The sequence below is a fragment of the Colwellia sp. RSH04 genome (assembly GCF_003545765.1).
GTDB lineage: Bacteria > Pseudomonadota > Gammaproteobacteria > Enterobacterales > Alteromonadaceae > Colwellia.
In genome coordinates this window covers 70,588-92,283 of record NZ_QXIO01000004.1, presented here as the reverse complement: position 1 = coordinate 92,283, position 21,696 = coordinate 70,588, and the positions used below count along the sequence as shown (strand labels likewise).

23 protein-coding genes are annotated in these 21,696 nt (G+C 38.0%); 12 read left to right on the top strand and 11 right to left on the bottom strand.

Annotated features, from left to right (window positions below; translation table 11 throughout):
- Positions 1-37: 37 nt before the first annotated feature.
- Positions 38-259, bottom strand: coding sequence for a DUF3820 family protein (locus D1094_RS08135; RefSeq protein WP_118959606.1), 222 nt, complete (start codon positions 257-259; stop codon positions 38-40).
- A gap of 159 nt (positions 260-418) precedes the next feature.
- Between D1094_RS08135 and D1094_RS08130 the strand changes: the two genes are divergently transcribed.
- The gene (locus tag D1094_RS08130) at positions 419-1,531 is read left to right on the top strand and encodes a DUF3083 family protein (protein WP_118959605.1); all 1,113 of its coding nucleotides are present in this window, start codon (positions 419-421) and stop codon (positions 1,529-1,531) included.
- A gap of 27 nt (positions 1,532-1,558) precedes the next feature.
- Here the strand turns inward: D1094_RS08130 and D1094_RS08125 are convergent, their stop codons facing one another.
- Positions 1,559-2,089: a response regulator transcription factor gene (locus D1094_RS08125; RefSeq protein ID WP_118959604.1), complete on the bottom strand. Its 531-nt coding sequence runs from the start codon at positions 2,087-2,089 to the stop codon at positions 1,559-1,561.
- 37 nt (positions 2,090-2,126) lie between these two features.
- Positions 2,127-3,374, bottom strand: coding sequence for a sensor histidine kinase KdpD (locus tag D1094_RS08120; RefSeq protein ID WP_118959603.1), 1,248 nt, complete (start codon positions 3,372-3,374; stop codon positions 2,127-2,129).
- 182 nt (positions 3,375-3,556) lie between these two features.
- On the opposite strand from D1094_RS08120, the gene msrA reads away from it, so the two are divergent.
- The gene (msrA, locus tag D1094_RS08115) at positions 3,557-4,111 is read left to right on the top strand and encodes a peptide-methionine (S)-S-oxide reductase MsrA (RefSeq protein ID WP_118959602.1); all 555 of its coding nucleotides are present in this window, start codon (positions 3,557-3,559) and stop codon (positions 4,109-4,111) included.
- A 92-nt stretch (positions 4,112-4,203) separates the two neighbouring features.
- On the opposite strand, the gene D1094_RS08110 is transcribed toward msrA, so the two are convergent.
- Both D1094_RS08110 and D1094_RS08105 read right to left on the bottom strand, forming a co-directional pair.
- Positions 4,204-4,878, bottom strand: coding sequence for a DUF3313 family protein (locus tag D1094_RS08110; protein WP_118959601.1), 675 nt, complete (start codon positions 4,876-4,878; stop codon positions 4,204-4,206).
- 82 nt (positions 4,879-4,960) lie between these two features.
- Positions 4,961-5,581: a LysE/ArgO family amino acid transporter gene (locus D1094_RS08105; RefSeq protein WP_118959600.1), complete on the bottom strand. Its 621-nt coding sequence runs from the start codon at positions 5,579-5,581 to the stop codon at positions 4,961-4,963.
- Between the two features lie 102 nt (positions 5,582-5,683).
- On the opposite strand from D1094_RS08105, the gene D1094_RS08100 reads away from it, so the two are divergent.
- On the top strand, positions 5,684-6,586 hold the full coding sequence (locus D1094_RS08100) for a LysR family transcriptional regulator ArgP (RefSeq protein ID WP_118959599.1): 903 nt from the start codon (positions 5,684-5,686) through the stop codon (positions 6,584-6,586).
- A gap of 46 nt (positions 6,587-6,632) precedes the next feature.
- Here the strand turns inward: D1094_RS08100 and nadC are convergent, their stop codons facing one another.
- Positions 6,633-7,529 (bottom strand): carboxylating nicotinate-nucleotide diphosphorylase, encoded by an 897-nt coding sequence (gene nadC / locus D1094_RS08095; protein WP_118959598.1) that lies wholly within the window; start codon positions 7,527-7,529, stop codon positions 6,633-6,635.
- 3 nt (positions 7,530-7,532) lie between these two features.
- Positions 7,533-8,051 carry a TIGR02281 family clan AA aspartic protease gene (locus tag D1094_RS08090; protein ID WP_118959597.1) on the bottom strand — a complete coding sequence of 173 codons (519 nt, stop codon included), beginning with the start codon at positions 8,049-8,051 and terminating at the stop codon, positions 7,533-7,535.
- A gap of 36 nt (positions 8,052-8,087) precedes the next feature.
- Here D1094_RS08090 and ampD point away from each other — a divergent pair, with 36 nt between their 5' ends.
- The 9 genes from ampD (at position 8,088) to D1094_RS08045 (ending at position 19,041) form a co-directional block, all read left to right on the top strand.
- Positions 8,088-8,693 (top strand): 1,6-anhydro-N-acetylmuramyl-L-alanine amidase AmpD, encoded by a 606-nt coding sequence (gene ampD / locus D1094_RS08085; RefSeq protein ID WP_220452536.1) that lies wholly within the window; start codon positions 8,088-8,090, stop codon positions 8,691-8,693.
- 43 nt (positions 8,694-8,736) lie between these two features.
- Positions 8,737-9,666 carry a beta-lactamase regulator AmpE gene (ampE, locus tag D1094_RS08080; protein ID WP_118959596.1) on the top strand — a complete coding sequence of 310 codons (930 nt, stop codon included), beginning with the start codon at positions 8,737-8,739 and terminating at the stop codon, positions 9,664-9,666.
- A 182-nt stretch (positions 9,667-9,848) separates the two neighbouring features.
- Entirely contained in the window at positions 9,849-10,319 is a 471-nt protein-coding gene (locus D1094_RS08075; RefSeq protein ID WP_118959595.1) for a hypothetical protein, read from the top strand.
- A complete protein-coding gene (locus D1094_RS08070) occupies positions 10,312-10,521 on the top strand; it encodes a helix-turn-helix transcriptional regulator (RefSeq protein WP_182440130.1) in 210 nt (69 codons plus the stop codon). Before D1094_RS08075 ends, D1094_RS08070 begins: the two co-directional genes overlap by 8 nt.
- 288 nt (positions 10,522-10,809) lie before the next feature.
- Complete coding sequence (gene pdhR, locus D1094_RS08065) at positions 10,810-11,577, top strand: pyruvate dehydrogenase complex transcriptional repressor PdhR (RefSeq protein WP_118959874.1); 768 nt, start codon at positions 10,810-10,812, stop codon at positions 11,575-11,577.
- Positions 11,578-11,800: 223 nt separating this feature from the next.
- Positions 11,801-14,476: a pyruvate dehydrogenase (acetyl-transferring), homodimeric type gene (gene aceE / locus D1094_RS08060; protein ID WP_118959594.1), complete on the top strand. Its 2,676-nt coding sequence runs from the start codon at positions 11,801-11,803 to the stop codon at positions 14,474-14,476.
- A gap of 26 nt (positions 14,477-14,502) precedes the next feature.
- On the top strand, positions 14,503-16,167 hold the full coding sequence (gene aceF / locus D1094_RS08055; protein WP_118959593.1) for a dihydrolipoyllysine-residue acetyltransferase: 1,665 nt from the start codon (positions 14,503-14,505) through the stop codon (positions 16,165-16,167).
- Between the two features lie 193 nt (positions 16,168-16,360).
- Positions 16,361-17,791 (top strand): dihydrolipoyl dehydrogenase, encoded by a 1,431-nt coding sequence (lpdA, locus tag D1094_RS08050; protein WP_118959592.1) that lies wholly within the window; start codon positions 16,361-16,363, stop codon positions 17,789-17,791.
- 137 nt (positions 17,792-17,928) lie between these two features.
- Positions 17,929-19,041: an energy transducer TonB gene (locus D1094_RS08045; RefSeq protein WP_259337871.1), complete on the top strand. Its 1,113-nt coding sequence runs from the start codon at positions 17,929-17,931 to the stop codon at positions 19,039-19,041.
- A gap of 341 nt (positions 19,042-19,382) precedes the next feature.
- Here the strand turns inward: D1094_RS08045 and D1094_RS08040 are convergent, their stop codons facing one another.
- From D1094_RS08040 to D1094_RS08025, 4 genes are all read right to left on the bottom strand, one after another.
- On the bottom strand, positions 19,383-20,159 hold the full coding sequence (locus D1094_RS08040; protein ID WP_118959591.1) for a CPBP family intramembrane glutamic endopeptidase: 777 nt from the start codon (positions 20,157-20,159) through the stop codon (positions 19,383-19,385).
- A gap of 67 nt (positions 20,160-20,226) precedes the next feature.
- Positions 20,227-20,559 (bottom strand): YbjQ family protein, encoded by a 333-nt coding sequence (locus tag D1094_RS08035; RefSeq protein WP_118959590.1) that lies wholly within the window; start codon positions 20,557-20,559, stop codon positions 20,227-20,229.
- Positions 20,556-21,002, bottom strand: a complete 447-nt coding sequence (locus D1094_RS08030) for a zf-HC2 domain-containing protein (protein ID WP_118959589.1) — start codon at positions 21,000-21,002, stop codon at positions 20,556-20,558. The genes D1094_RS08035 and D1094_RS08030 overlap by 4 nt, the downstream gene beginning before the upstream one ends.
- 4 nt (positions 21,003-21,006) lie before the next feature.
- A complete protein-coding gene (locus D1094_RS08025) occupies positions 21,007-21,501 on the bottom strand; it encodes an RNA polymerase sigma factor (RefSeq protein WP_118959588.1) in 495 nt (164 codons plus the stop codon).
- Positions 21,502-21,696 lie beyond the last annotated feature (195 nt).

Sequence of the window (21,696 nt, the reverse complement as noted above, 5' to 3'; positions counted from 1 at the left end):
TATAGGAGGGCTAAGGTTTTTTAGTTAATAGTAGGATTTAATCCTGCTGTAAAAGAGGCTTTAACATGCCTTCTAAGCCATTTAGTTTTATTTCATACATTAATGCAAGTTGACTTCCCAACTTACCTTCAGGAAAACCCTTGGAATGAAACCACACTAAATATGGCTCAGGTAGTTGTAATAACTTTCGCCCAGCATACTTGCCAAAAGGCATCACTTGATTAATTGCTTCAACGAGTGTTTTTTGTTCAACCTGCAAGTGTAATACTCCAACATAGCTATTAAATAATCGTTATAAATTTAACACAAAACAGTAAGTCAATCTTGTCATTTTAATGACATTAATAAGTCACAAAAATGTCATTTAACCAATCTAGAATAGCGCTCATTAATTAGACTGAAAAGTAATGGAATTATTATGTCGATCATTAGAAAACGAAGTGCAGCTCACAAAGCGTACTTGCCTAATAACCTTAGGGACAATCAGTATATTTTAGCGGAGTTTACATTAACTGATGAGTTATTAGCGACAATATCAGCCTTTATCGATGAAAAGTCAACACAGCCCTATTATGCGACTTATCAAAAACTATCTAGCCTCTTTTTTGAAATAACAGAAGGGTTTGAATTGAGTAACTGTCAGTTTATTGCCAATGATAAATTGGCCAGAGTAAGATTTAGTCAAGAAATGCATCAATGGCAAACCAATCAACAAATTCTATTTTATTACAATCCCGAGCATCACCAACTCAATAAAGCTTTTTTTGATGCGACAAAACGTGCTAAAAAAATCAGTTTATTGTTTCTCGCCACAGGCAACGATATTCGTTTAAATGCAGCATATTTTCATCAAAAAGTGACACAAGTCGTTAATAAATTATGTGAAGCGGTTAACCTGGATGCTTCAGATGTCAGACTGAGAGATCACCAACATTTAACTTATGATTTGTTTGCTAAGCAAAAGGGATGTCTTAACACACAAACACATAAATTGAGACACATTGAAAAGCGCTATCAAAGTCAACAAGTTATTGTGCCCGAGTATCACAGTGCAATGAACTATGCCGTTGTTAGTTTGAATATCAGTAATGAGTTGATGCAGTTAGTTGAGTTAGATCACAGTGCAAAAGATCCTTACAACCCTCTTTACGCACACATTACTAATGCTTTCACGCAAGCCGCGCAGCATTATAACCTCAATAATGCTGCACTAATTGCCAATGGTTTGGTTCCAATTGTGCGCTATAGCATTCATGAAATCGTATCCCGTGTTGGAGAGCTGCAAATGTTAGGTTATAACCCTGAACAATTGCCCTGTGGCATTGTTAGTAAATGGGATGCAAATGAATTAACCGATACAGTACACTTTATTTTTGTTGCTACAAAAGAAAACAGTACAGAACATGGTTTTGGTCGCTTTCTTAATCAAATAGAGCAAGCAATGAAAGAAGTGTCAGAAACGCTACAAGTTTCGGCAAGTAAAGATGAAGTGTTAGTAAGGTTTCATCAACACATTGCCTATAATTTTTAATCGCTATACGTTAAAGCCCAGCAAACATTAACTATTTGCTGGTCTTTTTTGTAGTTTGCGCTGCAAGGTTCTTCTGTGCATCGACAGTTGTCTTGCTGTTGCAGAAATATTACCTTGGTTCGCTTTTAATACCTGCTGAATATGTTGCCATTCAACTTGTTCAGCGGATAAGGTTTCGTCACTGTCATCTGTTAACTCTATTGAAGCAGCCTTGCTGTCACTGAGTGTTGCTAATAGCGTTTGGGTATCTACTGGCTTTGCTAAGTAATCATCCGCGCCTAATTTAATTGCCTCTACTGCTGTAGCAATACTCGCAAAACCCGTTAATAAGATGATTCTGCTATTAGGACGTGACTTCCTTAATGGGGTGATAATATTAAGCGTAGTTTCTTGTGCTAACTTCATATCAAGCAAGATATAGTCGGGCATATGTCTATGACAAGCTAAAAGTGCATCATTATTATTATCGACATGAAGGCAATCGTACCCATGTTTTTCAAGGCGTCGCTTTAAAGTGTTGGCAAAAATTTCATCATCTTCAACAATAAGTAATTTCAATTATTATTCTCCCTGAATTAGGTACAACTGAGGCATATTACAATGATTCAGTTTGTATGTTTGGTAGGCTCAATGTTACTAAAGCGCCACCTTTTTGATGATTGGTTAGTGTTAATTTACCACCTAATCGCTCTAAACTGGCGTGGCTTAAAAACACTGCCATGCCAAGCCCTTGCTCGCTATCAACAGGGCGAACACCAAGCTCTGAAAGCTTTTCTAAGGTAAAGCCTGAGCCATAATCCCTTATAATGAGCTGCCAATTATTATCAATAAGTTGGCTGGTAATACTTAATGCTTGGCTGCTATTTGCTTTACTGGCGCGTATAGCATTATTTATCAAATTTAATATTGCGGGTAATAGTGCAGCATCAGCTTTAACTAAGACATTATCTTGCTCCTTGGTGTTTAACTCAAGGATAACTTCAGGGTAATTAACATCAATATTCTCTTTTATTTGAGCAATTAACTCTTGGGTGCTCAATGGTGCGATGGTTTGCTCTTTAATTGAAAAAACCATCTCTCGAAATTCCGATAGGCTATCTCGGCATCGAGCCAGTTGTATTTGCATATCTTCTATTACAGGGTTATCAGGAAAATCTTCTGCTAATTCATCAGAAAGTAATTGTACGGTTGCTATAGGCGTTGCTAACTGATGAGTAACTTGAGCAGAAGCAACACCTAAAGAGGTGACTTGTTCCTGTTTTAATAAATCTTCACGATAAGCTGCGATGGCAAGCTCTTGCTGGTTGATGCTTCTTGCCATTTTACCGACAACGAGTGCAACAACTAAGGCTGAAAATAAGAAGTTGATACCCATGCCAATGAAGTGCCCCTCCATGTTGCCGTGCATAACGCTCATAGGCAAGAACCAAAGTAAAGCACTGTAAGACGCAATAGCCAAAGAAGCTACAATAGCCAGTAATATAGGTGTTAATGTAACGGCGGCAATGGCTATAGGTATTAGCAGCAGTGACACAAAGGCATTTGTTGCACCGCCACTAAAGAACAGTAAAAACGATAAAAATAAAATATCGGCACAAATTTGAATTAACACTGCTCTTTGTCTGGAGTTATCGTCTCTTAGTTGATGTTTTGCATAATAAGCACGACTAATGAGGGTGAAAAGTACTTCTACCCCGATAACACTAAATAGTGGGGTCCAAGGTAGTTCATACTGTAAAACCAAATTAACGAAAAAAATAAGTAAGAGTTGTATGGTGATGGCAACAGATCGCAAAGCAATAATAGCTTGAATTTGATTGGCCCTACTAATAAATTTTGGCATAAATTAACAGCGTATCTTTGAAGTTTAGGTCAGTTATTAGGTTATCTTACCCGAATGGTTAACAACAAAGTAATCGATAAAACATAAAGTTGATAAAGATCAGAAAAATAATTATAGACGTCTAAACGTCTGTGATATATGCTTTGCTTATTGAGTTAGTTTAAGTAACAGAAGAGATCACTATGACAGAGCAATCAACTAGTAATAATTATGAACAAGCAGTTTTAGCAGGCGGTTGCTTTTGGTGTATTGAGGCAGCGTATAACAGTTTAAAAGGTATTATTAATGCTACGTCAGGCTATATGGGTGGAGCAACAGGTACACCAAGTTATGAAGCGGTATGTAAAGGAGATACAGGGCATGCGGAGGTTGTTAAGCTTGAATTCGATGCAAGCATTATTTCTTATCAAGACATAATAGAAATATTTTTTACCTTACACAACCCGACACAATTAAACCGTCAAGGGAATGATATAGGCACGCAGTATCGTTCTGAAATATTTGTCTATGATGAACAACAAAAAGAAATAGCGAATAATATTATTGATGAATTGTCAGCCGCGAATAGTTTTGAAGAACCTATTGTGACGCAAGTAACTCCAGTCAGTGAATTTTTCTGTGGTGAAGATTATCACCAAGAATATTTTAATAATAACCCTGAAAACCAATACTGTCAGGCGGTTGTGTCGCCTAAGCTGGCTAAATTTAGACAAACATTTGTCAGTAAATTAAAATAGTTTTTTGATTAATCAATTAGGCTGACGTATATCTAACATGTCAGCCTTTCGTTTATTAAAGCACTATCATTTATTTATATTTATATTTACATTTATTTACCATGTGCTTCATCAAATTTAGTTCTTAATGTTTTTGCCCAACCTCTGATAATGCGTCGAGCATCAGCTCGGTTTGATACTCGGTTTGACCACTGATAAAACCCATTGTCTCTACCACCTTGCGTATCTAATACTCGAGCGAGTATTTCACCGCTAACGCTATCATATATCTCTAAAAACAAGGTCGCTTCTCCTGATTCTCTAGTATATGTTCTTGATATTGAGGCAGAAGGTAAATCGGGCGCATTAACATCTAAATTAACAATCGAAGGCTTTATTAATAATGTGTTTGCTGCTGGCGTGGAGACAACAGAGTATCCTTTGCCTTTGCTGAATTCTTCGATAAAAATTTCATCAAGCATTGTAGCAACCGCTTGCTTTATTTTTATCACATCACTTTCTTTAACCCTTGCTGATAATGTAGCAGTATTTCGATTGTAATCTCGTAACCAGTTTTGCTTAAAAGCAACGGTACTTGGCATAATTTGTACTTGGTCATAAACGGCAAAATCAATATCGGGCTTTTTATAAGCAATAGTAGAGCGGGTAGATACCTTAAGGTTTAAACCGTCTTCTGAAACTTCTGGTGCATTAGTTGAAGAGCAACCTACAGCTATTGAAGTAATAAACAATAGAGCACAGCTTTTAAAGAGATGAGTTCGATTCATTTTAATTCCCTATTAATCAATAATATTACACCATAGTTAAAAATGGTTTTTTATACAATACAACAGGCCCCATTTAAAATAACTATCTCGCCAGCCATGTCATTAGTAATGAATAGGCAATACCCCACATAACGAGGCCAATTAAGGTATCAATAACACGCTTAACTTTTGGTTTGCTTAAATGATGTGAAAACTTGGCTGCACCAACCGCTAAACAGCTAAACCATACCATCGACGCTAAAATGGTGCCGATTAAAAATGCTAGTTTTGCTTCACCTTGGTATTGTCCGCCAACACTACCAATAACCATAACGGTATCAATATACGCGTGTGGATTTAAAAAAGTTACCACTAAGCTCGTCATGATAATAACTTTCGCTGATTTGTGTTTAGCACTTAATACGGCATTTGATGCAGTGCTAAGGTAAGCCGACTTAAATGACATCCAGCCATAACAGAGTAAAAAGGTGATACCGCCCCATGTGAGCAGGGTAAAGAGCAAATCACTACTTGATAAAATCAAGCTGCCGCCAAAGATGCCAAGTGACATTAATATCACATCATATAGCACAAATAAGCTTGCGGTCATTAAGTGATGGTTACGATTAATTCCTTGATTTAACAATAAAGAATTTTGACTACCAATTGGAATGATCATGCTTAATGCTAAAGTAAACCCTTTGGTCATTACTAATAAACTCATCGTCACTCTCCGTTTAAAAATTCGTTTTTAAGATGAGCGAAGTTTGCGCCTTTTTATGTTATAAATATAATTAATAAATCTTAACTATCATAAGTAAAACTTATGAAGGTTGTTGTCATGTTTGATTACAAATTATTATCTGCATTAAATTCGATTATAGAAAATCAAAGCTTTGAGTTAGCAGCTAAAAAACTCTTTATAAGTCAGTCGGCTATTTCTCAGCGTATTAAGTCTCTAGAAGAAGCGGTCGGACAGCCAATACTCATTCGTAATCAGCCAATTATGCCAACAAAGGCGGGAGAAAAATTACTAAGCCATTATAAAAAGGTACAGCAATTAGAGAGTGAGTTATTACCTAATTTGTTACCCGATAAGCCATTAAAACCGTTAAATATAGCGATAGCTGTTAATGCTGATAGTTTGGCAACTTGGTTTATTAGAGCGATTACCCCGGTTGTTGAACAAGAACTAATTGAATTAAATATAATTATTGAGCATGAAAATAATACCCTAGATAAATTGCGCTCTGGAGAGGCTATTGGTGCCGTTAGCACCCAAGAAAAGCCATTGAAGGGTTATCGATCTTTTACCTTAGGGAAAATGGAATATTGTTTAGTCGCATCAAAGAGTTTTAAAGAGAAATACTTTTCAAAGGGGGTGTCGAAAAAAACGTTAAAAATGGCACCAGCGATTAGTTATGATCACAAAGATGATATGCATACCGCCTATATCGCTAAGCACTTTACATTGGCTGCGACTGAGTACTATTGTCATACCGTTAAGTCTTCAGAAGCCTTTGTTGGCTTAGCAAAAGCAGGGGTGGCTTATTGCTTATTACCTAAATTGCAAATAGAGCAAGAGCTTAATTCAGGCGAACTTATTGATTTATGCCCAGATAAACAACTAATCAGACATTTATATTGGCATAGTTGGGTATTGGTGAAAGGGGTTAATAAGTCGTTATCTCAGGAAATTATTCGAGCAGGACAAGCGATATTAAGTTAATACCGCTTGTTAGATATAGGGCGAGAGTTATCGAATAAACCGTGTATTATTTAAATCGCATAGATAAATCAACCGCAAGTACGTGTTTAGTTAACGCACCTGAAGAGATAAAATCTACACCTGCTTTTGCGTATTCGCGCAAAATCTCAATGGTCATATTACCAGATACTTCTAGTTTGGCTTTACCACGCGTAGCGGCAACGGCTTGTTCAATCATTGTTGGGGTAAAGTTATCCAACATAATGATATCTGCACCTGCGGTTAATGCTTGTGATAACTCATCTAAGGATTCAACTTCTACTTCAACGGTCTTATCACTGTGATTTGCTTTTGCTGTGGCAATGGCTTTATCGATGCCACCACAGGCTGCAATATGGTTTTCTTTAATTAAAAAGGCATCAAATAAGCCAATTCTATGGTTAACACCTCCACCACATAACACGGCATATTTTTGCGCGCTACGTAATCCTGGTAAGGTTTTACGGGTGTCTAACAATTTAGTATTACTGCCAGCAAGCTCTTTAACATATTGACTAGTAATAGTGGCTGTACCACATAAGGTTTGTAAAAAGTTTAGTGCAGCACGTTCACCCGTTAATAAGGTACGAGCATAACCTTCAAGTTCGAATAAAGTTGTATTGGCTTCAACAGCTTCCCCGTCATTAACGAACCAAGTAATTTTAGTTGCTTTGTCGCCACTATGGCCTAGAGATTCATCTAGTTGAGCAAACACTTCATTCACCCAAGCAACACCACAAATAATGCAATCTTCACGAGAAATTACCGTGGCAACAGCCTGTTCATTCTCAGGGATCAGCATAGCAGTAACATCTTGATCTGCTTTGGCTGATTGCTCAGCACTTGCGCCTAAATCTTCTTTAAGTGCCCATGACACTGTATGGCGAATATCCTCTTTTAACGCTTGTAGCTGAGTGGTTAGCATTTGCTATTGTTCCCGTAAAATTAATTGTTTACCCGTTTGGCGAAATTCTACTCTTTTTAAGGCGCTCATGCCTAATAGAATTTCATTGCTTTTCATGGCAGGGTTAATGTGAGCGGCAACATTATAAAGGATAATATTACCTAAGCTCAATTGCTCAACTTGAGTTTTATATACAGTTACGCTGCCATTGGCTGTTTGTACTCTAAACCCACCTTGCCCTTGAAGACCTAGATCATCAGCAATGTGTGCAGGTATCGAAAGTTCTGTTGCGCCAGTATCGAGTAAAAAAGTAACAGGCATTTCGTTAATCGCACCGCGCGCTAAATAATGCCCTTGTCTATTTTGTTGAAGTACCACTTCGGCTTTACCACTACTCGTTAAGCGCATTTCTGGCGATGTATTAGGGTTAAATTGTTTGTCTAATACCTCTTGAAAGAAAAACATCAGTAAAGCAATGGCCATTAACCAAGCAATCCAGACAAATATCTTCCCTATTTTGTTTGTTGCGTCATCTTCAGTCATACTAAGCGAAATATTGATTAATTTACTTGTTATTGTATGACGTTAATACAGAACAACAAAGATGTACTTTGTAATAATTTGCAGATAAAAGACGGTTGGTTAACTGGCGTTGCTCAGTGTTCATCGCCACACTTTACGCCACGCGAACAAGGTGTAGAGATTAATTTATTGGTAATTCACAATATCTCTTTACCCGCAGGTGAGTTTGGTGGTTCGTATATTACGGATTTATTTATGGGCAATATCGATGTAACCGCTCATCCGAGTTTTTGCGATTTGGCAGGGGTAACAGTATCTGCTCATTGCTTAATTCGTCGAGACGGCAGTGTCACGCAATATGTGTCTTTTAATGATAAGGCATGGCATGCTGGCGTTTCTTGCTTCAAAGGGCAAGATAGGTGTAATGACTTTTCGATAGGAATAGAGCTTGAAGGTACTGACAATATTGATTATTGTCAGGCACAATATCAACAACTTGCTAATATAGCTGCCAGTTTAATGAAGACTTATCCTGCGATAACAAAGGATAATATTGTTGGTCATTGTGATATTGCACCAGGTAGAAAAACTGATCCTGGAGAAGCGTTTAATTGGCCGCACTTTCATCATCAATTAGCTAGTATACAACCAGAAAAACAATAAAATACATTGCAACAAAAGCAATAGGAGTGGAATTCACCGTACTATGAGTTTATTAAGTTTACTAATCGCTTTGGCGGCTGAGCGTTCTTTGTCGTCACCATGGTGGTGTTTTCATCACTATTATAAAAGGTATCAAGGCTTCTTTAATAGCCAAGATAGTTTAAAAGACAAACAATCAAGCACAGCTGGCCGTATACTGTTTATTGTGCTCCCTGTACTGTTGACCGCTTTTATTTTAAATAGTGTAGATAATGGTTTATTGCACTTGATTCTGTCGACAGTTATTTTGATTATTTGTTTTGGTTGTGTAGGCACTCGCGAAAGCTATAAGCAGTATTTACAGTCAGCTTTTCGTGGTGAAGAAACGACAACAGCGCTTCATCATAAGCAGCTTTTACAAGATAAAAACCTTCCGCAAATGGGCTTTGGACAAGCACTTATTTGGTTAAACTATCGTTATTACATTGCGATAATGTTGCACTTTGTTTTATTTGGTGCAGCTGGCGTTGTGTTTTATCGCTTAATTACCACGGTAATAGAGCAAGAAAACAATAAGAAAAAGCTCGACGAATGTAATGAAGCCACTGAACAAGCATCAGAAGCTGAAACTGTATCGCAACCTCTTGATGAAGAACACGAAGTTAATAACCCGCCCAATGTTGAAACGGGCTGTCAAAACCATCACGATGTCGTGTTTTGGTTAGACTGGTTACCTGTAAGAATCACCTCTTTTGGTTATATGTTCGTAGGTCACTTCACCAAAGCAATGCCTACTTGGCTTGATAGTTTGTTAGACTTTCAAAAACCAGCTCACAAAGTATTGATTGAGGTAGCAGAGAAGTCAGAAGATATTATGGTTAATGAGAATGACTGTACAGCAGAGCCATGTTTACTTGTACGCTTAGCTAAGCGTAATGTCTTGCTGGTACTGGCTGTTATCTCAGTTTTCACGCTAGCGGGTGTGCTAAATTAACTAACGTCACTGTTTGTACTAACTATAAAACCGCTAGACATTCTAGCGGTTTTTTTATGCCTTGAATGTACCGTGTATTCAAATAACTTGTATACCCATGATACCTTAGGGTATCATTTGTGAGCTTAAGGTATCTTAATGTTACTAAAAGTTAACTTTTTCAAACAATACAAGGAAGTAATATGAGTACACTACCAGTAAATGAAGAGACTTTTTTAAAGCGCAATGCATTCTTAAGTTTGATACTAGGTATATATTTTACTTATGGATGGGTATACATTGCGATTGAACCAAACTTTATCATCTACGCTTGGTTAAAACCCTTGTGTGTAGTTATTGGTGCTATTGTGATGACTTTCTTAATTGGTAGTTTCTTCAAGGCATTAAAATCTATGGAGGGTATAAATAAGACTACTGTTTTTTATGGGAACTTTGAAGATGAATACTTAAATTTTGTTGCCAGTCAAGGCGTTAGGTATGCTTTTTCTTTCGTTTGGATCTACTTGATGGTAATTTATTTAGCGTACCCATATTTTGAGGATTTTTTTTCAGGTATTAGTATTCAGTTATTTGCAAAATATTCAATGGGGCTAATTTTTATTAGCTATGCATTACCTGTGTTATATTTATTACAAAGGTCTAACGATGAGTAATGTGCTAGACAATAATATAGCTAAATTACGCAGTAAACAAAGAATATCCCAGCAACAACTAGCTGATGCGATTGGCGTTTCAAGAAAAACTATTAGTACTGTGGAAACTGGACGATTTACTCCATCGGTAGTTATTGCCTTAAAGCTTGCCTTATACTTTGAAGTTCCTGTAGAAAAAATATTTCAGCTCGAACCTGAATGACTTTTTCATTGGTCAGACCAATGGTTTTTTTATTATCTTAGCAATAAATCAAACGCCAGTATGAAGCTTTCGCTCTATTAATTGCCTTGATCTAACACAGGCTATCCTCTAAATTCTCTTGTCATTAACCCTCTTTTTTGCTATTTTATTGTCCAGTTTTTCAATGGTAATACCAATTTACCAAAATAATTTATGGTAAATGAAGGGCTAAATTTTGTGTCTAGCATTTTATTAGTTAAGCACAGTAACACTGAATAATACTGGTTGAGTTACACAATGACACCGAGAATGACAGCTAAAAAATCTGCAGTACAGGCGCCGCTTAAGCAGAAAAAACTTGCTGATATTATTATGGCTCAATTAGAGGGTATGATAATTGAAGGCAGCTTGCTGCCCGGTGAAAAATTACTACCAGAGCGCGAATTAGCGGTGCAATTCGAAGTGTCTCGTCCATCATTACGTGAAGCCATTCAAAAGTTAGAAGCTAAAGGTTTAGTGGTTCGCAAGCAAGGTGGCGGCACTTTTGTTAGTGAGAAAATCTTAAGTGGCTTTGCAGATCCTTTGTTTGAATTAATGGCAAACAGCAATGAATCACAATTTGATTTATTAGAATTTCGTCATGGTATTGAAGGCATGGCATCTTACTATGCCGCAATGCGTGGCACGTCTACCGACTTTGAACATATACAAGCTAAGCATGATGATATTGGTAATAGCCAACTAGAAGACGATTTTCGCTTAGAAGCAACGGCAGTATTTGAGTTTTACTTAGCGATATGTGGCGCTTCTCACAATGCGGTTATTTTGCACTTAGCGCGCAGCATGTCAGATTTGCTAATTGATAATATTGAACAAAATTTAACGATATTAGCAAAACGACCTGATATTTTTAGCAAAATTACTGATTACCGTAAAAGACTACTAGACGCTATTTTAAGTGGTCAGCCACAAAAAGCATGGGGCGCTAGTCATCGCCATTTAGCCTTCATAGAAGAAGTGCTATTAAAAATGACACAAGAGAATAGTCGCATGGAACGTTCAATGAGAAGGATGTAGCAACTAGCATTTAAACGCAGGTAAATAGAAAAACGTTCCTGTGAGTAATAAAACGAATTTATTAATGAAGATTAACGATAATTTACTACCGAATATAGAAAAGCAAACTATCTTTAATCATCAATTAAATAGAAATTTTTAAAAATTAAACATAATCAGCTTTCATTACTAATACAGAAGAAAACTTCGTTATTAGGAACAAAGCAATCGGAGATTAAATAATATGTCAGATTTGCCAAATATCGATATAGATTCAATAGAAACCCAAGAGTGGTTAGAGTCAATGGAATCTGTATTAGAAAATGAAGGCCCAGAGCGCGCTCATTTTTTATTAGAACAGCTAATTGATCGAGCTCGCCGTGGTGGTACTCATTTACCCTTTGATGCGACAACTGCTTATGTAAATACTATTCCTCCAGGGCAAGAGCCTCATATGCCAGCTGACCAAACGATAGAGTCGCGCATCCGTGCTGCTATTCGTTGGAATGCTTTGGTTTTAGTCTTACGTGCTTCAAAAAAAGATTTAGAACTAGGTGGTCACATTGGTAGCTTTGCTTCTTCTTCAACATTATATGATGTAGGTTTTAACCACTTCTTTAAAGCCGCAACACCAGAAAACGGTGGCGACTTTATTTTCTCTCAAGGTCATATTTCTCCGGGTATTTATGCCCGTGCTTTCATGGAAGGCCGTTTAACAGAAGAGCAGATGGATAACTTTCGTCAAGAGTGTGATGGTAAAGGTTTATCTTCATACCCACACCCTCACTTAATGAAAGACTTCTGGCAGTTCCCAACGGTTTCAATGGGCTTAGGTCCATTGCAAGCAATCTATACCGCACGTTTTTTGAAGTACCTAACCGATCGTGGCATTAAAGATTGTTCAGGCCAACGTGTTTATGCGTTCTTAGGTGACGGTGAGTGTGATGAGCCAGAATCATTAGGTGCTATTGGTTTAGCTGCCCGTGAAGGCTTAGATAACTTAACCTTCGTTATTAACTGTAACTTACAGCGCCTTGATGGCCCTGTTCGTGGTAACGGTAAAATTATTCAAGAGCTTGAAGGTACATTCCGTGGCGCAGGCTGGGAAGTAACTAAAGTAATTTGGGGTTCATACTGGGATGCGTTATTAGCCCGTGATACTTCAGGTAAGTTATTACAGTTAATGAACGAAACGGTTGATGGCGAATACCAAAACTGTAAAGCGAAAGGCGGTAAATATACCCGCGAAAACTTCTTCAATAAATACCCTGAAACACAAGCGATGGTTGCCAACATGTCTGATGCAGATATCTGGCGTTTAAACCGTGGTGGACACGATCCTGTTAAAGTTTACGCGGCTTATGATAAAGCAATGAAAACTAAAGGTCGCCCAACCGTAATCTTAGCTAAAACAGTTAAAGGTTTTGGTTTAGGTGCCTCAGGTGAAGCGTTAAACATTGCACATAATGTTAAGAAAATGGACGTTGACTCTATTAAACATTATCGTGATCGTTTCAATATTCCAGTAAGTGATGAAGATATTGCTGACTTACCTTTCTTCAAGTTCCCTGAAGACAGTGAAGAATACAAATACATGAAAGCACGTCGAGAAGCATTAGGTGGTTCTTTACCAGCACGTCGTGAACAAGCAGAAGAATCTTTAGAAATCCCGCCGCTTAAATCATTTGATGCGATTTTAAAAGGCTCTGGCGATCGTCAAGTTTCTTCAACAATGACTTTTGTTCGTGTACTTAATAGCTTATTAAAAGACAAGAAAATTGGTAAGCGTATCGTGCCAATTATTCCAGATGAAGCACGTACCTTTGGTATGGAAGGCTTGTTCCGTCAAGTAGGTATTTACGCTAATGAAGGACAAAAATATGTTCCTCAAGATGCTGACCAAGTCGCTTACTACCGTGAAGACAAAAAAGGTCAAGTACTACAAGAAGGTATTAACGAACTAGGTGCTATGGCTTCTTGGGTTGCTTCGGGTACGTCATACTCAACGTGTGATGCGACGACCATTCCATTTTATATTTACTACTCAATGTTTGGTTTCCAACGTGTTGGTGATTTAGCGTGGGCTGCTGGCGATAGCCAAGCACGTGGTTTCTTATTAGGTGCTACTGCGGGCCGTACAACGCTTAATGGTGAAGGATTACAACATCAAGATGGTCATTCACATGTACAAGCAGGTTTAATCCCTAATTGTGTAACTTACGACCCAACTTACGGTTACGAGATTGCAGTTATTGTGCGTGAAGGTCTTCGTCGTATGTACGAGCAGAATGAAAATATATTCTTCTACTTAACATTAATGAATGAAAACTATCAGCACCCTGCCTTACCAGAGAAAAAAGATATCACTGATGAAATCATCAAAGGTATTTACCAACTTGAACAAGTTGCGCCGAAGAAAGCGATAGCTAATGTTCAGTTAATGGGCTCAGGTACAATTTTAGAAAAAGTACGCCAAGCAGCGCAAATCTTAGCCGATGACTACAACGTATCAAGTGACGTTTACTCAGTGACTTCATTCAATGAATTAGGTCGAGATGGTCAAGACGTAACGCGTTGGAACATGCTTCACCCTGAAAGTGAGCAACGTGTGCCTTACATTGCACAAGTTATCACTAAAGAAGCAGGGCCTGCTATTGCAGCAACCGATTACATCAAGAACTACTCAGACCAAGTTCGCGCATACCTAGATACTGAATATCGTTGTTTAGGTACTGATGGTTTTGGTCGAAGTGATAGCCGTGCAAACTTACGTACTCACTTTGAAGTTAATGCAGATTACGTTGTTGTTGCCTCTTTATATGAATTAGCAAACCGTGGTGAAGTAGAGCGCAGTGTCGTAACTGAAGCAATTAAACGCTTTAATATTGACACTGAAAAACTTAACCCACTTTACGCTTAATTTGTGACTAGAAAAGGAAAAGAGAAATGTCTGATATTGAAAAAATCCTAGTCCCTGATGTTGGCGGCGAAGAAGTTGAAGTTATCGAAATTTGTGTTGCCGTTGGTGATGCATTAGAAGCCGATGAAGGTATTGTTACCGTTGAAACTGATAAAGCGTCAATGGATATACCTGCACCGTTTGCAGGCACTTTAGCAAGCCTTACTGTTGCGGTAGGTGATAAAATTAAAGAAGGCGATGTGATTGGTGAAATCAGTGCTGCCGCTGATAATGCTGATGCAGCAAGTGATGCTGCGCCAGCTGAAGCACCAGCTGCACCTGTTGTAGAAGAGGCACCCGCTGCTGAGCCAGCACCAGTTGCAACGCCAACTCCTGGTGCAAGTGCCTCAGCCGTGATTGATGTTGCGGTACCTGATATTGGTGAAGACGGTGAAGTTGATGTAATCGATGTGTTAGTTAATGTTGGTGATGTCATTGAAGCTGAAGATGGCCTAATTACCTTAGAAACTGACAAAGCCACTATGGACGTACCATCTACAGATGCCGGTACCGTAAAAGAAGTTTTCATCAAAGTTGGTGATAAAGTTAAGCAAGGTTCAGTTGTTATTAAATTAGAAACAACCAGTGGCGCACCTGTTGAAGCTGCTGCACCTGTTGCAACACCAGCACCCGTAGCGGCTCCTGCACCAGCAGCTCCTGCAGCTAAGCCAGTTAAAGCAGCACCTGTACCGCATCACCCACAAGCAGGTTCAACGGCAAAAGGTACTATTTATTCGTCACCTTCAATTCGCCGTTTAGCACGCGAATTTGGTGTTGATTTAACTTTAGTTAAAGGTACAGGTAACAAAGGGCGCATTTTAAAAGAAGATGTACAATCTTACGTGAAATATGAGCTTTCGCGCCCTAAAGCCAATGCCGGTAGTTCTGTTGGCGCTGGCGAAGGTGGTTTGCAGGTAGTGAGTGCTAAAGCAATAGATTTTGCTAAATTTGGTGAGATTGAAACCAAAGCGCTGTCTCGTATTCAAAAAATATCGGGTCCATTCTTGCATCGTAACTGGGTAACCATTCCACACGTTACCCAATTTGACGAAGCCGATATCACCAACGTAGAAGCATTCCGTAAAGAGCAGAATGTCGTTTGTGAAAAACAAAAGCTTGGTTTTAAAATTACACCTTTAGTGTTTATCTTAAAAGCAGCAGCAGACGCTTTACGTGCATTTCCAACGTTTAACTCTAGTTTGAGTGAAGACGGTGAAAGCTTAATATTGAAAAAATACATCCACATTGGTGTTGCCGTTGATACGCCAAACGGTTTAGTTGTACCCGTTGTGCGTGATGTTGATAAAAAAGGTATTCATGAATTATCACGTGAATTACTAGAAATCAGCATTAAAGCACGTGAAGGCAAGTTAAAAGCCGCTGATATGCAAGGTGGTTGTTTTACTATTTCTAGCCTAGGCGGCATTGGTGGAACAGCGTTTACACCAATTGTTAATGCACCAGAAGTGGCGATCTTAGGAGTGTCTAAATCAGAAATGAAACCTAAGTGGAACGGTAAAGAATTTGAACCTAAACTGATGTTACCATTATCTATGTCGTATGATCATAGAGTTATTGATGGTGCACTTGCAGCACGCTTTACGGTGCACTTAGCTGGTGTGATGTCAGATATCCGTAAGTTAATTCTTTAGTACTGTAACAGTAAAACAAATCAACAATTGTGCGACTTTAGTCGGCAGTGGTGAATAAAGGTTGGCGATTTACCTTGGCAAAGAGTAAAATCGCCAACAATAATAATTCTTTACTAGTAAAGTAATAAACAACAAGTTCGTGGTAATGCTCGCTATGATTATTACCATAATAAAAATTTAATTTGAGGTTAGCATGAGTAACGAAATTAAAACTCAAGTAGTAGTTTTAGGTGCAGGTCCTGGTGGTTATTCAGCAGCATTCCGTGCCGCTGATTTAGGCTTAGATGTCGTATTAGTTGAAAGTCGCGAAACACTAGGCGGTGTATGTTTAAACGTGGGTTGTATCCCATCAAAAGCGTTATTACACGTAGCTAAAGTGATTGATGATGCAGCTGCAATGGCATCTCACGGTGTTACTTTTGGTAAGCCAGAAATAGATTTAGATAAAATCCGTAGCTGGAAAGAAGACGTTATTGGTCAATTAACGGGTGGTTTAGGCGGAATGTCTAAAGCACGTAAAGTGAAAACAGTAACAGGTTACGGTAAATTCACTTCAGACAAAACCGTTGAAGTTGAAGGCAGCGACGGCAAAACAACGATTACTTTTGATAATGCTATTATTGCCTGTGGTTCGTCGGTAATTGATTTACCATTCATTCCAAATGATGACCCACGTGTTATTGATTCAACAGGTGCATTAGAGCTTCAAGACGTTCCTGAAGAAATGTTAGTACTTGGTGGCGGTATCATCGGTTTAGAAATGGGTACAGTTTACTCGGCACTTGGTTCAAATGTTTCTGTTGTTGAGTTTGCAGATCAATTAGTGCCTGCAGCAGACAAAGACATTGTGCGTGTTTACAACAACTACAACAAGAAGAAATTCAACATTATGTTGTCTACTAAGGTTGTTGCTGTTGAAGCAAAAGATGATGGTTTATACGTAACGTTTGAAGGTAAAAAAGCACCAACAGAGCAAGTACGTTACGACAAAATTTTAGTTGCTGTGGGTCGTAAGCCAAACGGACACTTAGTTGCTGCTGATAAAGCGGGTGTCAATGTTGATGAGCGTGGTTTCATTAATGTGTCTAAAGAAATGCGTACTAACGTGCCGCATATTTTTGCTATTGGTGATGTTGTTGGCCAACCAATGCTTGCTCATAAAGCAGTACATGAAGCACATTGTGCTGCTGAAGTTATCTCTGGTAAGAAGCATGAGTTCGATCCACGTTGTATCCCTTCAATTGCCTATACTGATCCAGAAATGGCTTGGGTTGGTGTTACGGAAGCACAAGCAAAAGAAGAAGGTTTGAATATTGAAGTTGCTAACTTCCCATGGGCTGCATCTGGTCGTGCAATTGCCTCTGCACGTACTGAAGGTAAAACTAAGCTAATCTTTGAAAAAGAAACTGGCCGTGTTTTAGGTGGTGCAATTGTTGGTATCAATGCTGGTGAAATGCTGGGTGAAATCTGTTTAGCCGTTGAAATGGGCGCAGATGCAGAAGACGTTGCATTAACGGTTCATGCTCACCCTACATTGAACGAATCAATTGGTTTAGCAGCAGAAATTTTTGAAGGTTCAATTACTGATTTACCTAACCCAAAAGCGGTTAAGAAAAAGAAGTAATACTTAACTAAAATAAGTGTTTATAAAAACCAGTGACTTAATTTTAAGTTACTGGTTTTTTTTGCTTTGTCCATATAGAATAATCCCAAAATTAAAACTTCTAAGTACCTATAATTCTAAATAGAAAAAGGATTTCTATGTCTAAACTAATGACCTTTATTACATCATTATCGTGTGCATTGTCACTTTTCATACTCAGTAACCCTGCTTATGCATGTATTAAGGACAAAGCAGCTCAAGAAAAGTTAGCTCAGTTGCAAAAAGCTCCAGATGAATTATCGCAACTGCTAGCGACACGTATTGCACCTGAGCCTATTGAACGCGTGCACCCTAGATATCCTGTTAATGCAGCACGTCAGGGGCGAGAAGGTTGGGCGGTAGTGAGCTTTGTTATTGATGAAGAAGGGGAAGTGAATGACATTATTGTTAAGGACACTTCAGGCAGTAAAGATTTTGCTAAAGCCGCTAAAAAAGCAGTGAAGCGTTGGAAATATAAACCCGCTATAGAAAATGGCAAGCCCATTGAGCAGTGTGTAAATATGGTACAGCTAGATTTTACAATGGGTAGTGATGGCACTCTTGGTGTTACAAGGCGATTTAAAGGTAAGTACAAAAAGGCTAAAGAGGCGCTTGAGAATAAAGATTTTAAGGAATTTAATGAACAGGTCGCATCAATCAAGAAAAATGTTTCGATGCACCTCTCTGAATATAATTATCTACATTTGCTCATTGCCGAGTATCAAAAAATTCAGGGCAATAAAAAGCAACAATTAAATCATTTAAGAAAAGTAGCGAAAGCGTCGACACGTTTAGCAAGTAAAGAACAACAGTTATCAACTCTTTATCAGGTTTTTGTTTTAGAAGTTGAATTAAGTAAATATCGAGCTGCGTTTGATACTTATAGCAAGATAGCAAAAATGGATGAAGCTAAGCCATATATGAAGCACTTAGATGAAGTGCTTGCCAAAGTTGAAAATGTTATCTCTGGTGATAAAAATATAATTCGACAAGGTAATATCAAACAAGATTTTTGGTCAGCGTCGCTGGTTAGGCATGAATTTTCGCTTGTTGATATAAAAGGCAATATTGATTCGTTAGATGTGCGTTGCGCTAATAAACGCCATATCTATGATGTAAAAGAAAACAGTACTTGGACTTTACCAAAATCTTGGAAAAGCTGTGATGTTTACGTTCATGGTGACGATGATGCAAGCTTCAGTCTTGTTGAGCATCCTGTGACTTCAAGTTAAGAAATAGTTTAATTACACTCTTGGATTTAGTTTTAGTAGATAAAGCTAAATCTGATTCAAATTAAATGGGGAGTTTAACTAAACCTTATAGCCAATAATAAACACATTGGAAATTTATAACTAAAAACTGCTGTGATACGAAAGCGGAAGTTAACACCAATAGCTTTTTGATCTGTTTGCAGTATTTTGATCTACCTTCACTCTGATAGACAACTAAGCCACCAAAGCGGTCGTAGAAGTGTTAAATCAAAGAGGTCGCTCCTCGACAAAGCGGACATTCATCGGTAAGTATTATCCAAAATATCAAGGTTTCTACAATCACCTTCTTTTTGACCATTGCTTTATCCCAATAAACTAACGGACATCATCACTATGTGGGCAATCATATGAGCGGCAATGGCAGACTCTAAGCCATATTTCCAAAACAGCCATCCAGCAATAAAGCCAAATAAACTGTTAGCTATTATAATGTAGCTTACCAGCCCTACAGTCATTTCTGCGCCTAATAAGTTGATGACAGGTAGGTGTCCAATGCCAAATAACATGGATGTAATAACAATAGCAATTATGAAATATTTAGAACTCACTTCTTCATTGTTTTTTTGAATAAATTTGTACATTAACCACACCAGCAAAGACATCATCCCCCAACGGATTAGTATTTCTTCGGTGATGCCGCCATACAATAGTCGAGTATACCAAGACGGATTGAGCTGCTCGCCAATTTTTACAAACTCAACAGGTAAGTATGGCATTGAAATAAAGCTAAAAGCGACCATTAACAGACCGCCTAGGACTCCCCCTACTAAAGTTGGTTGGATAGCTTTTATTAACTTGTGCTGGAAGTTTTTTTTGTTTAATACTGCTTCAATAATAGGTGCATGAAGGTTAACTCGATTGGCAAATTTACAACCTAACCAAGACATTAATACAACCATTAAACCTGTTTGTAGTGCACTCACTAATTGCAGTTGAGAAACAGTCAATGGGATATCTTGTATTAAAGTCACTTCCAATAACATTGGTATAAATGCCAGTATTGACCACACACCTACAAAACCTAGAAAGCTAAGGGTGAAAAATAGTTTACGATTACTTACTAATAAGGCATTTATCATTAAGTGAATTTCCTTTTAAATAAAAAACGATTTGTCGCTAATTCCAAGTGTCAATTTATGTGAAGTGTTAATTATTAGCTTCAAACTTAACCGCCGTTCCAAATACCAATAATTCTGCCGCTCCCCTTGCTATCATTGATGTTGTAAATCGAACATCGACAATAGCATCTGCGCCTAACTCTCTTGCTTCATCTACCATACGGTCTATGGCTTGCTCTCGACTTTCTGCCATTAGTTTTGTGTATTCTGATATTTCACCACCTATAATCATGCGAAACACAGCGAGTATATCTTTGCCTAAATGTCGTGAGCGAATTACATTGCCACGAACTAACCCTAAGTGCTGCGATATTTGCTTGCCAGCTACCTGTTCACTGGTAAAGACTAAAATATGATTCATAACTTAACTCCCTTATATTTATCATTTTTTCTATTTTTTAATCGTTGTCTTAAGACAGATAGAAACAACCCAACCCCTCCTGCGATTAGTAAACCGACGGTAAACTTCTCAAAACCAGAAAGGCTGGTATCAATCCAAAATTCATATCCAGCTAAAACCAATACAAACACAAAGCCTGACACTATGGCTACCCAACTAATTAGCTCTAATTTCTTTGAAGTTAGGTCATTTACGATATGCTCCAGTTGGCTTTCATCCATATTTTGATACTTAGATTGTTTGATCAGTTTTTGCATTGCTTGTAATTCTTCAAATGAGGATTTACATGTTTCACAACTTTGAAGATGCAAACTTACTCGTTGGCTATCTTGCTGAGTTAACTCTCCATCGAGATAGCCAGTAATTAGCTCAGAAAACTGCTGGCAATTGTTAGATTGGTGCATCACTCTACTCCTCTACTATTGGCATAAGTTTTAATTTTAAAGCACATCTGGCTCGGTGGAGTCGTGACATAACCGAGCCTTTCGGAATATCTAAAACATTTGCAATATCTTGATAAGACAAACCGTGGAAGTCTTTTAAAACAATAATTTCCCTTTGCTGTAGCGGTAATTCCTCTAAAGCAGCTTTAATGTATTGCTGAGTTTGAGCATTTTCCAAAATACGCTGAGGACAATGTTGAACTTGGTCAGGTACAACTTCTTCAATAAAAGGTTCTCCTTCAGAACGTTTCACTTTGCGGAGAGAATCAATCGATTTGTTACGAACAACTTTATAAAACCAAGGTTTAAACCCGCCACTGTTCGGGTGTGGGGCTGCTGGATGAGAAAGAGCTATGATTGCGGCATCTTGTAAAATGTCATGTGCTTCAGCAGGCTGCTTAACTAACTGCAAAGCTAGCTTAAATGCACCTTGTGTTATGTCAGCCAATACGCTGCCCATTCCCTGATATTCCTTGTTAATAATTATTGATATTACTATAACGATTTAAGTTGCAATTTTATTCCAAATTTTAAAAAATATTTTTAGTCAGGTAAGATTTCTTATTCTTAAAGAGAGTTGAAAGTGAAGAGTTATAGAATCAATACTGTTAAATTGTCAATGTCCACTATGGCCTATAATTAACATTCAATAACC

Excerpts from the sequence above, each read along its gene's own strand:
- D1094_RS08130 (WP_118959605.1), top strand. The coding sequence starts at position 419 with ATGTCGATCATTAGAAAACGAAGTGCAGCTCACAAAGCGTACTTGCCT.
- D1094_RS08120 (WP_118959603.1), bottom strand. The coding sequence starts at position 3,374 with ATGCCAAAATTTATTAGTAGGGCCAATCAAATTCAAGCTATTATTGCT.
- msrA (WP_118959602.1), top strand. The coding sequence starts at position 3,557 with ATGACAGAGCAATCAACTAGTAATAATTATGAACAAGCAGTTTTAGCA.
- D1094_RS08110 (WP_118959601.1), bottom strand. The coding sequence starts at position 4,878 with ATGAATCGAACTCATCTCTTTAAAAGCTGTGCTCTATTGTTTATTACT.
- D1094_RS08105 (WP_118959600.1), bottom strand. The coding sequence starts at position 5,581 with ATGAGTTTATTAGTAATGACCAAAGGGTTTACTTTAGCATTAAGCATG.
- D1094_RS08100 (WP_118959599.1), top strand. The coding sequence starts at position 5,684 with ATGAAGGTTGTTGTCATGTTTGATTACAAATTATTATCTGCATTAAAT.
- nadC (WP_118959598.1), bottom strand. The coding sequence starts at position 7,529 with ATGCTAACCACTCAGCTACAAGCGTTAAAAGAGGATATTCGCCATACA.
- D1094_RS08090 (WP_118959597.1), bottom strand. The coding sequence starts at position 8,051 with ATGACTGAAGATGACGCAACAAACAAAATAGGGAAGATATTTGTCTGG.
- ampD (WP_220452536.1), top strand. The coding sequence starts at position 8,088 with ATGACGTTAATACAGAACAACAAAGATGTACTTTGTAATAATTTGCAG.
- ampE (WP_118959596.1), top strand. The coding sequence starts at position 8,737 with ATGAGTTTATTAAGTTTACTAATCGCTTTGGCGGCTGAGCGTTCTTTG.
- D1094_RS08075 (WP_118959595.1), top strand. The coding sequence starts at position 9,849 with ATGAGTACACTACCAGTAAATGAAGAGACTTTTTTAAAGCGCAATGCA.
- D1094_RS08070 (WP_182440130.1), top strand. The coding sequence starts at position 10,312 with ATGAGTAATGTGCTAGACAATAATATAGCTAAATTACGCAGTAAACAA.
- pdhR (WP_118959874.1), top strand. The coding sequence starts at position 10,810 with ATGACAGCTAAAAAATCTGCAGTACAGGCGCCGCTTAAGCAGAAAAAA.
- aceE (WP_118959594.1), top strand. The coding sequence starts at position 11,801 with ATGTCAGATTTGCCAAATATCGATATAGATTCAATAGAAACCCAAGAG.
- aceF (WP_118959593.1), top strand. The coding sequence starts at position 14,503 with ATGTCTGATATTGAAAAAATCCTAGTCCCTGATGTTGGCGGCGAAGAA.
- lpdA (WP_118959592.1), top strand. The coding sequence starts at position 16,361 with ATGAGTAACGAAATTAAAACTCAAGTAGTAGTTTTAGGTGCAGGTCCT.
- D1094_RS08045 (WP_259337871.1), top strand. The coding sequence starts at position 17,929 with ATGTCTAAACTAATGACCTTTATTACATCATTATCGTGTGCATTGTCA.
- D1094_RS08040 (WP_118959591.1), bottom strand. The coding sequence starts at position 20,159 with ATGATAAATGCCTTATTAGTAAGTAATCGTAAACTATTTTTCACCCTT.
- D1094_RS08035 (WP_118959590.1), bottom strand. The coding sequence starts at position 20,559 with ATGAATCATATTTTAGTCTTTACCAGTGAACAGGTAGCTGGCAAGCAA.
- D1094_RS08030 (WP_118959589.1), bottom strand. The coding sequence starts at position 21,002 with ATGCACCAATCTAACAATTGCCAGCAGTTTTCTGAGCTAATTACTGGC.
- D1094_RS08025 (WP_118959588.1), bottom strand. The coding sequence starts at position 21,501 with ATGGGCAGCGTATTGGCTGACATAACACAAGGTGCATTTAAGCTAGCT.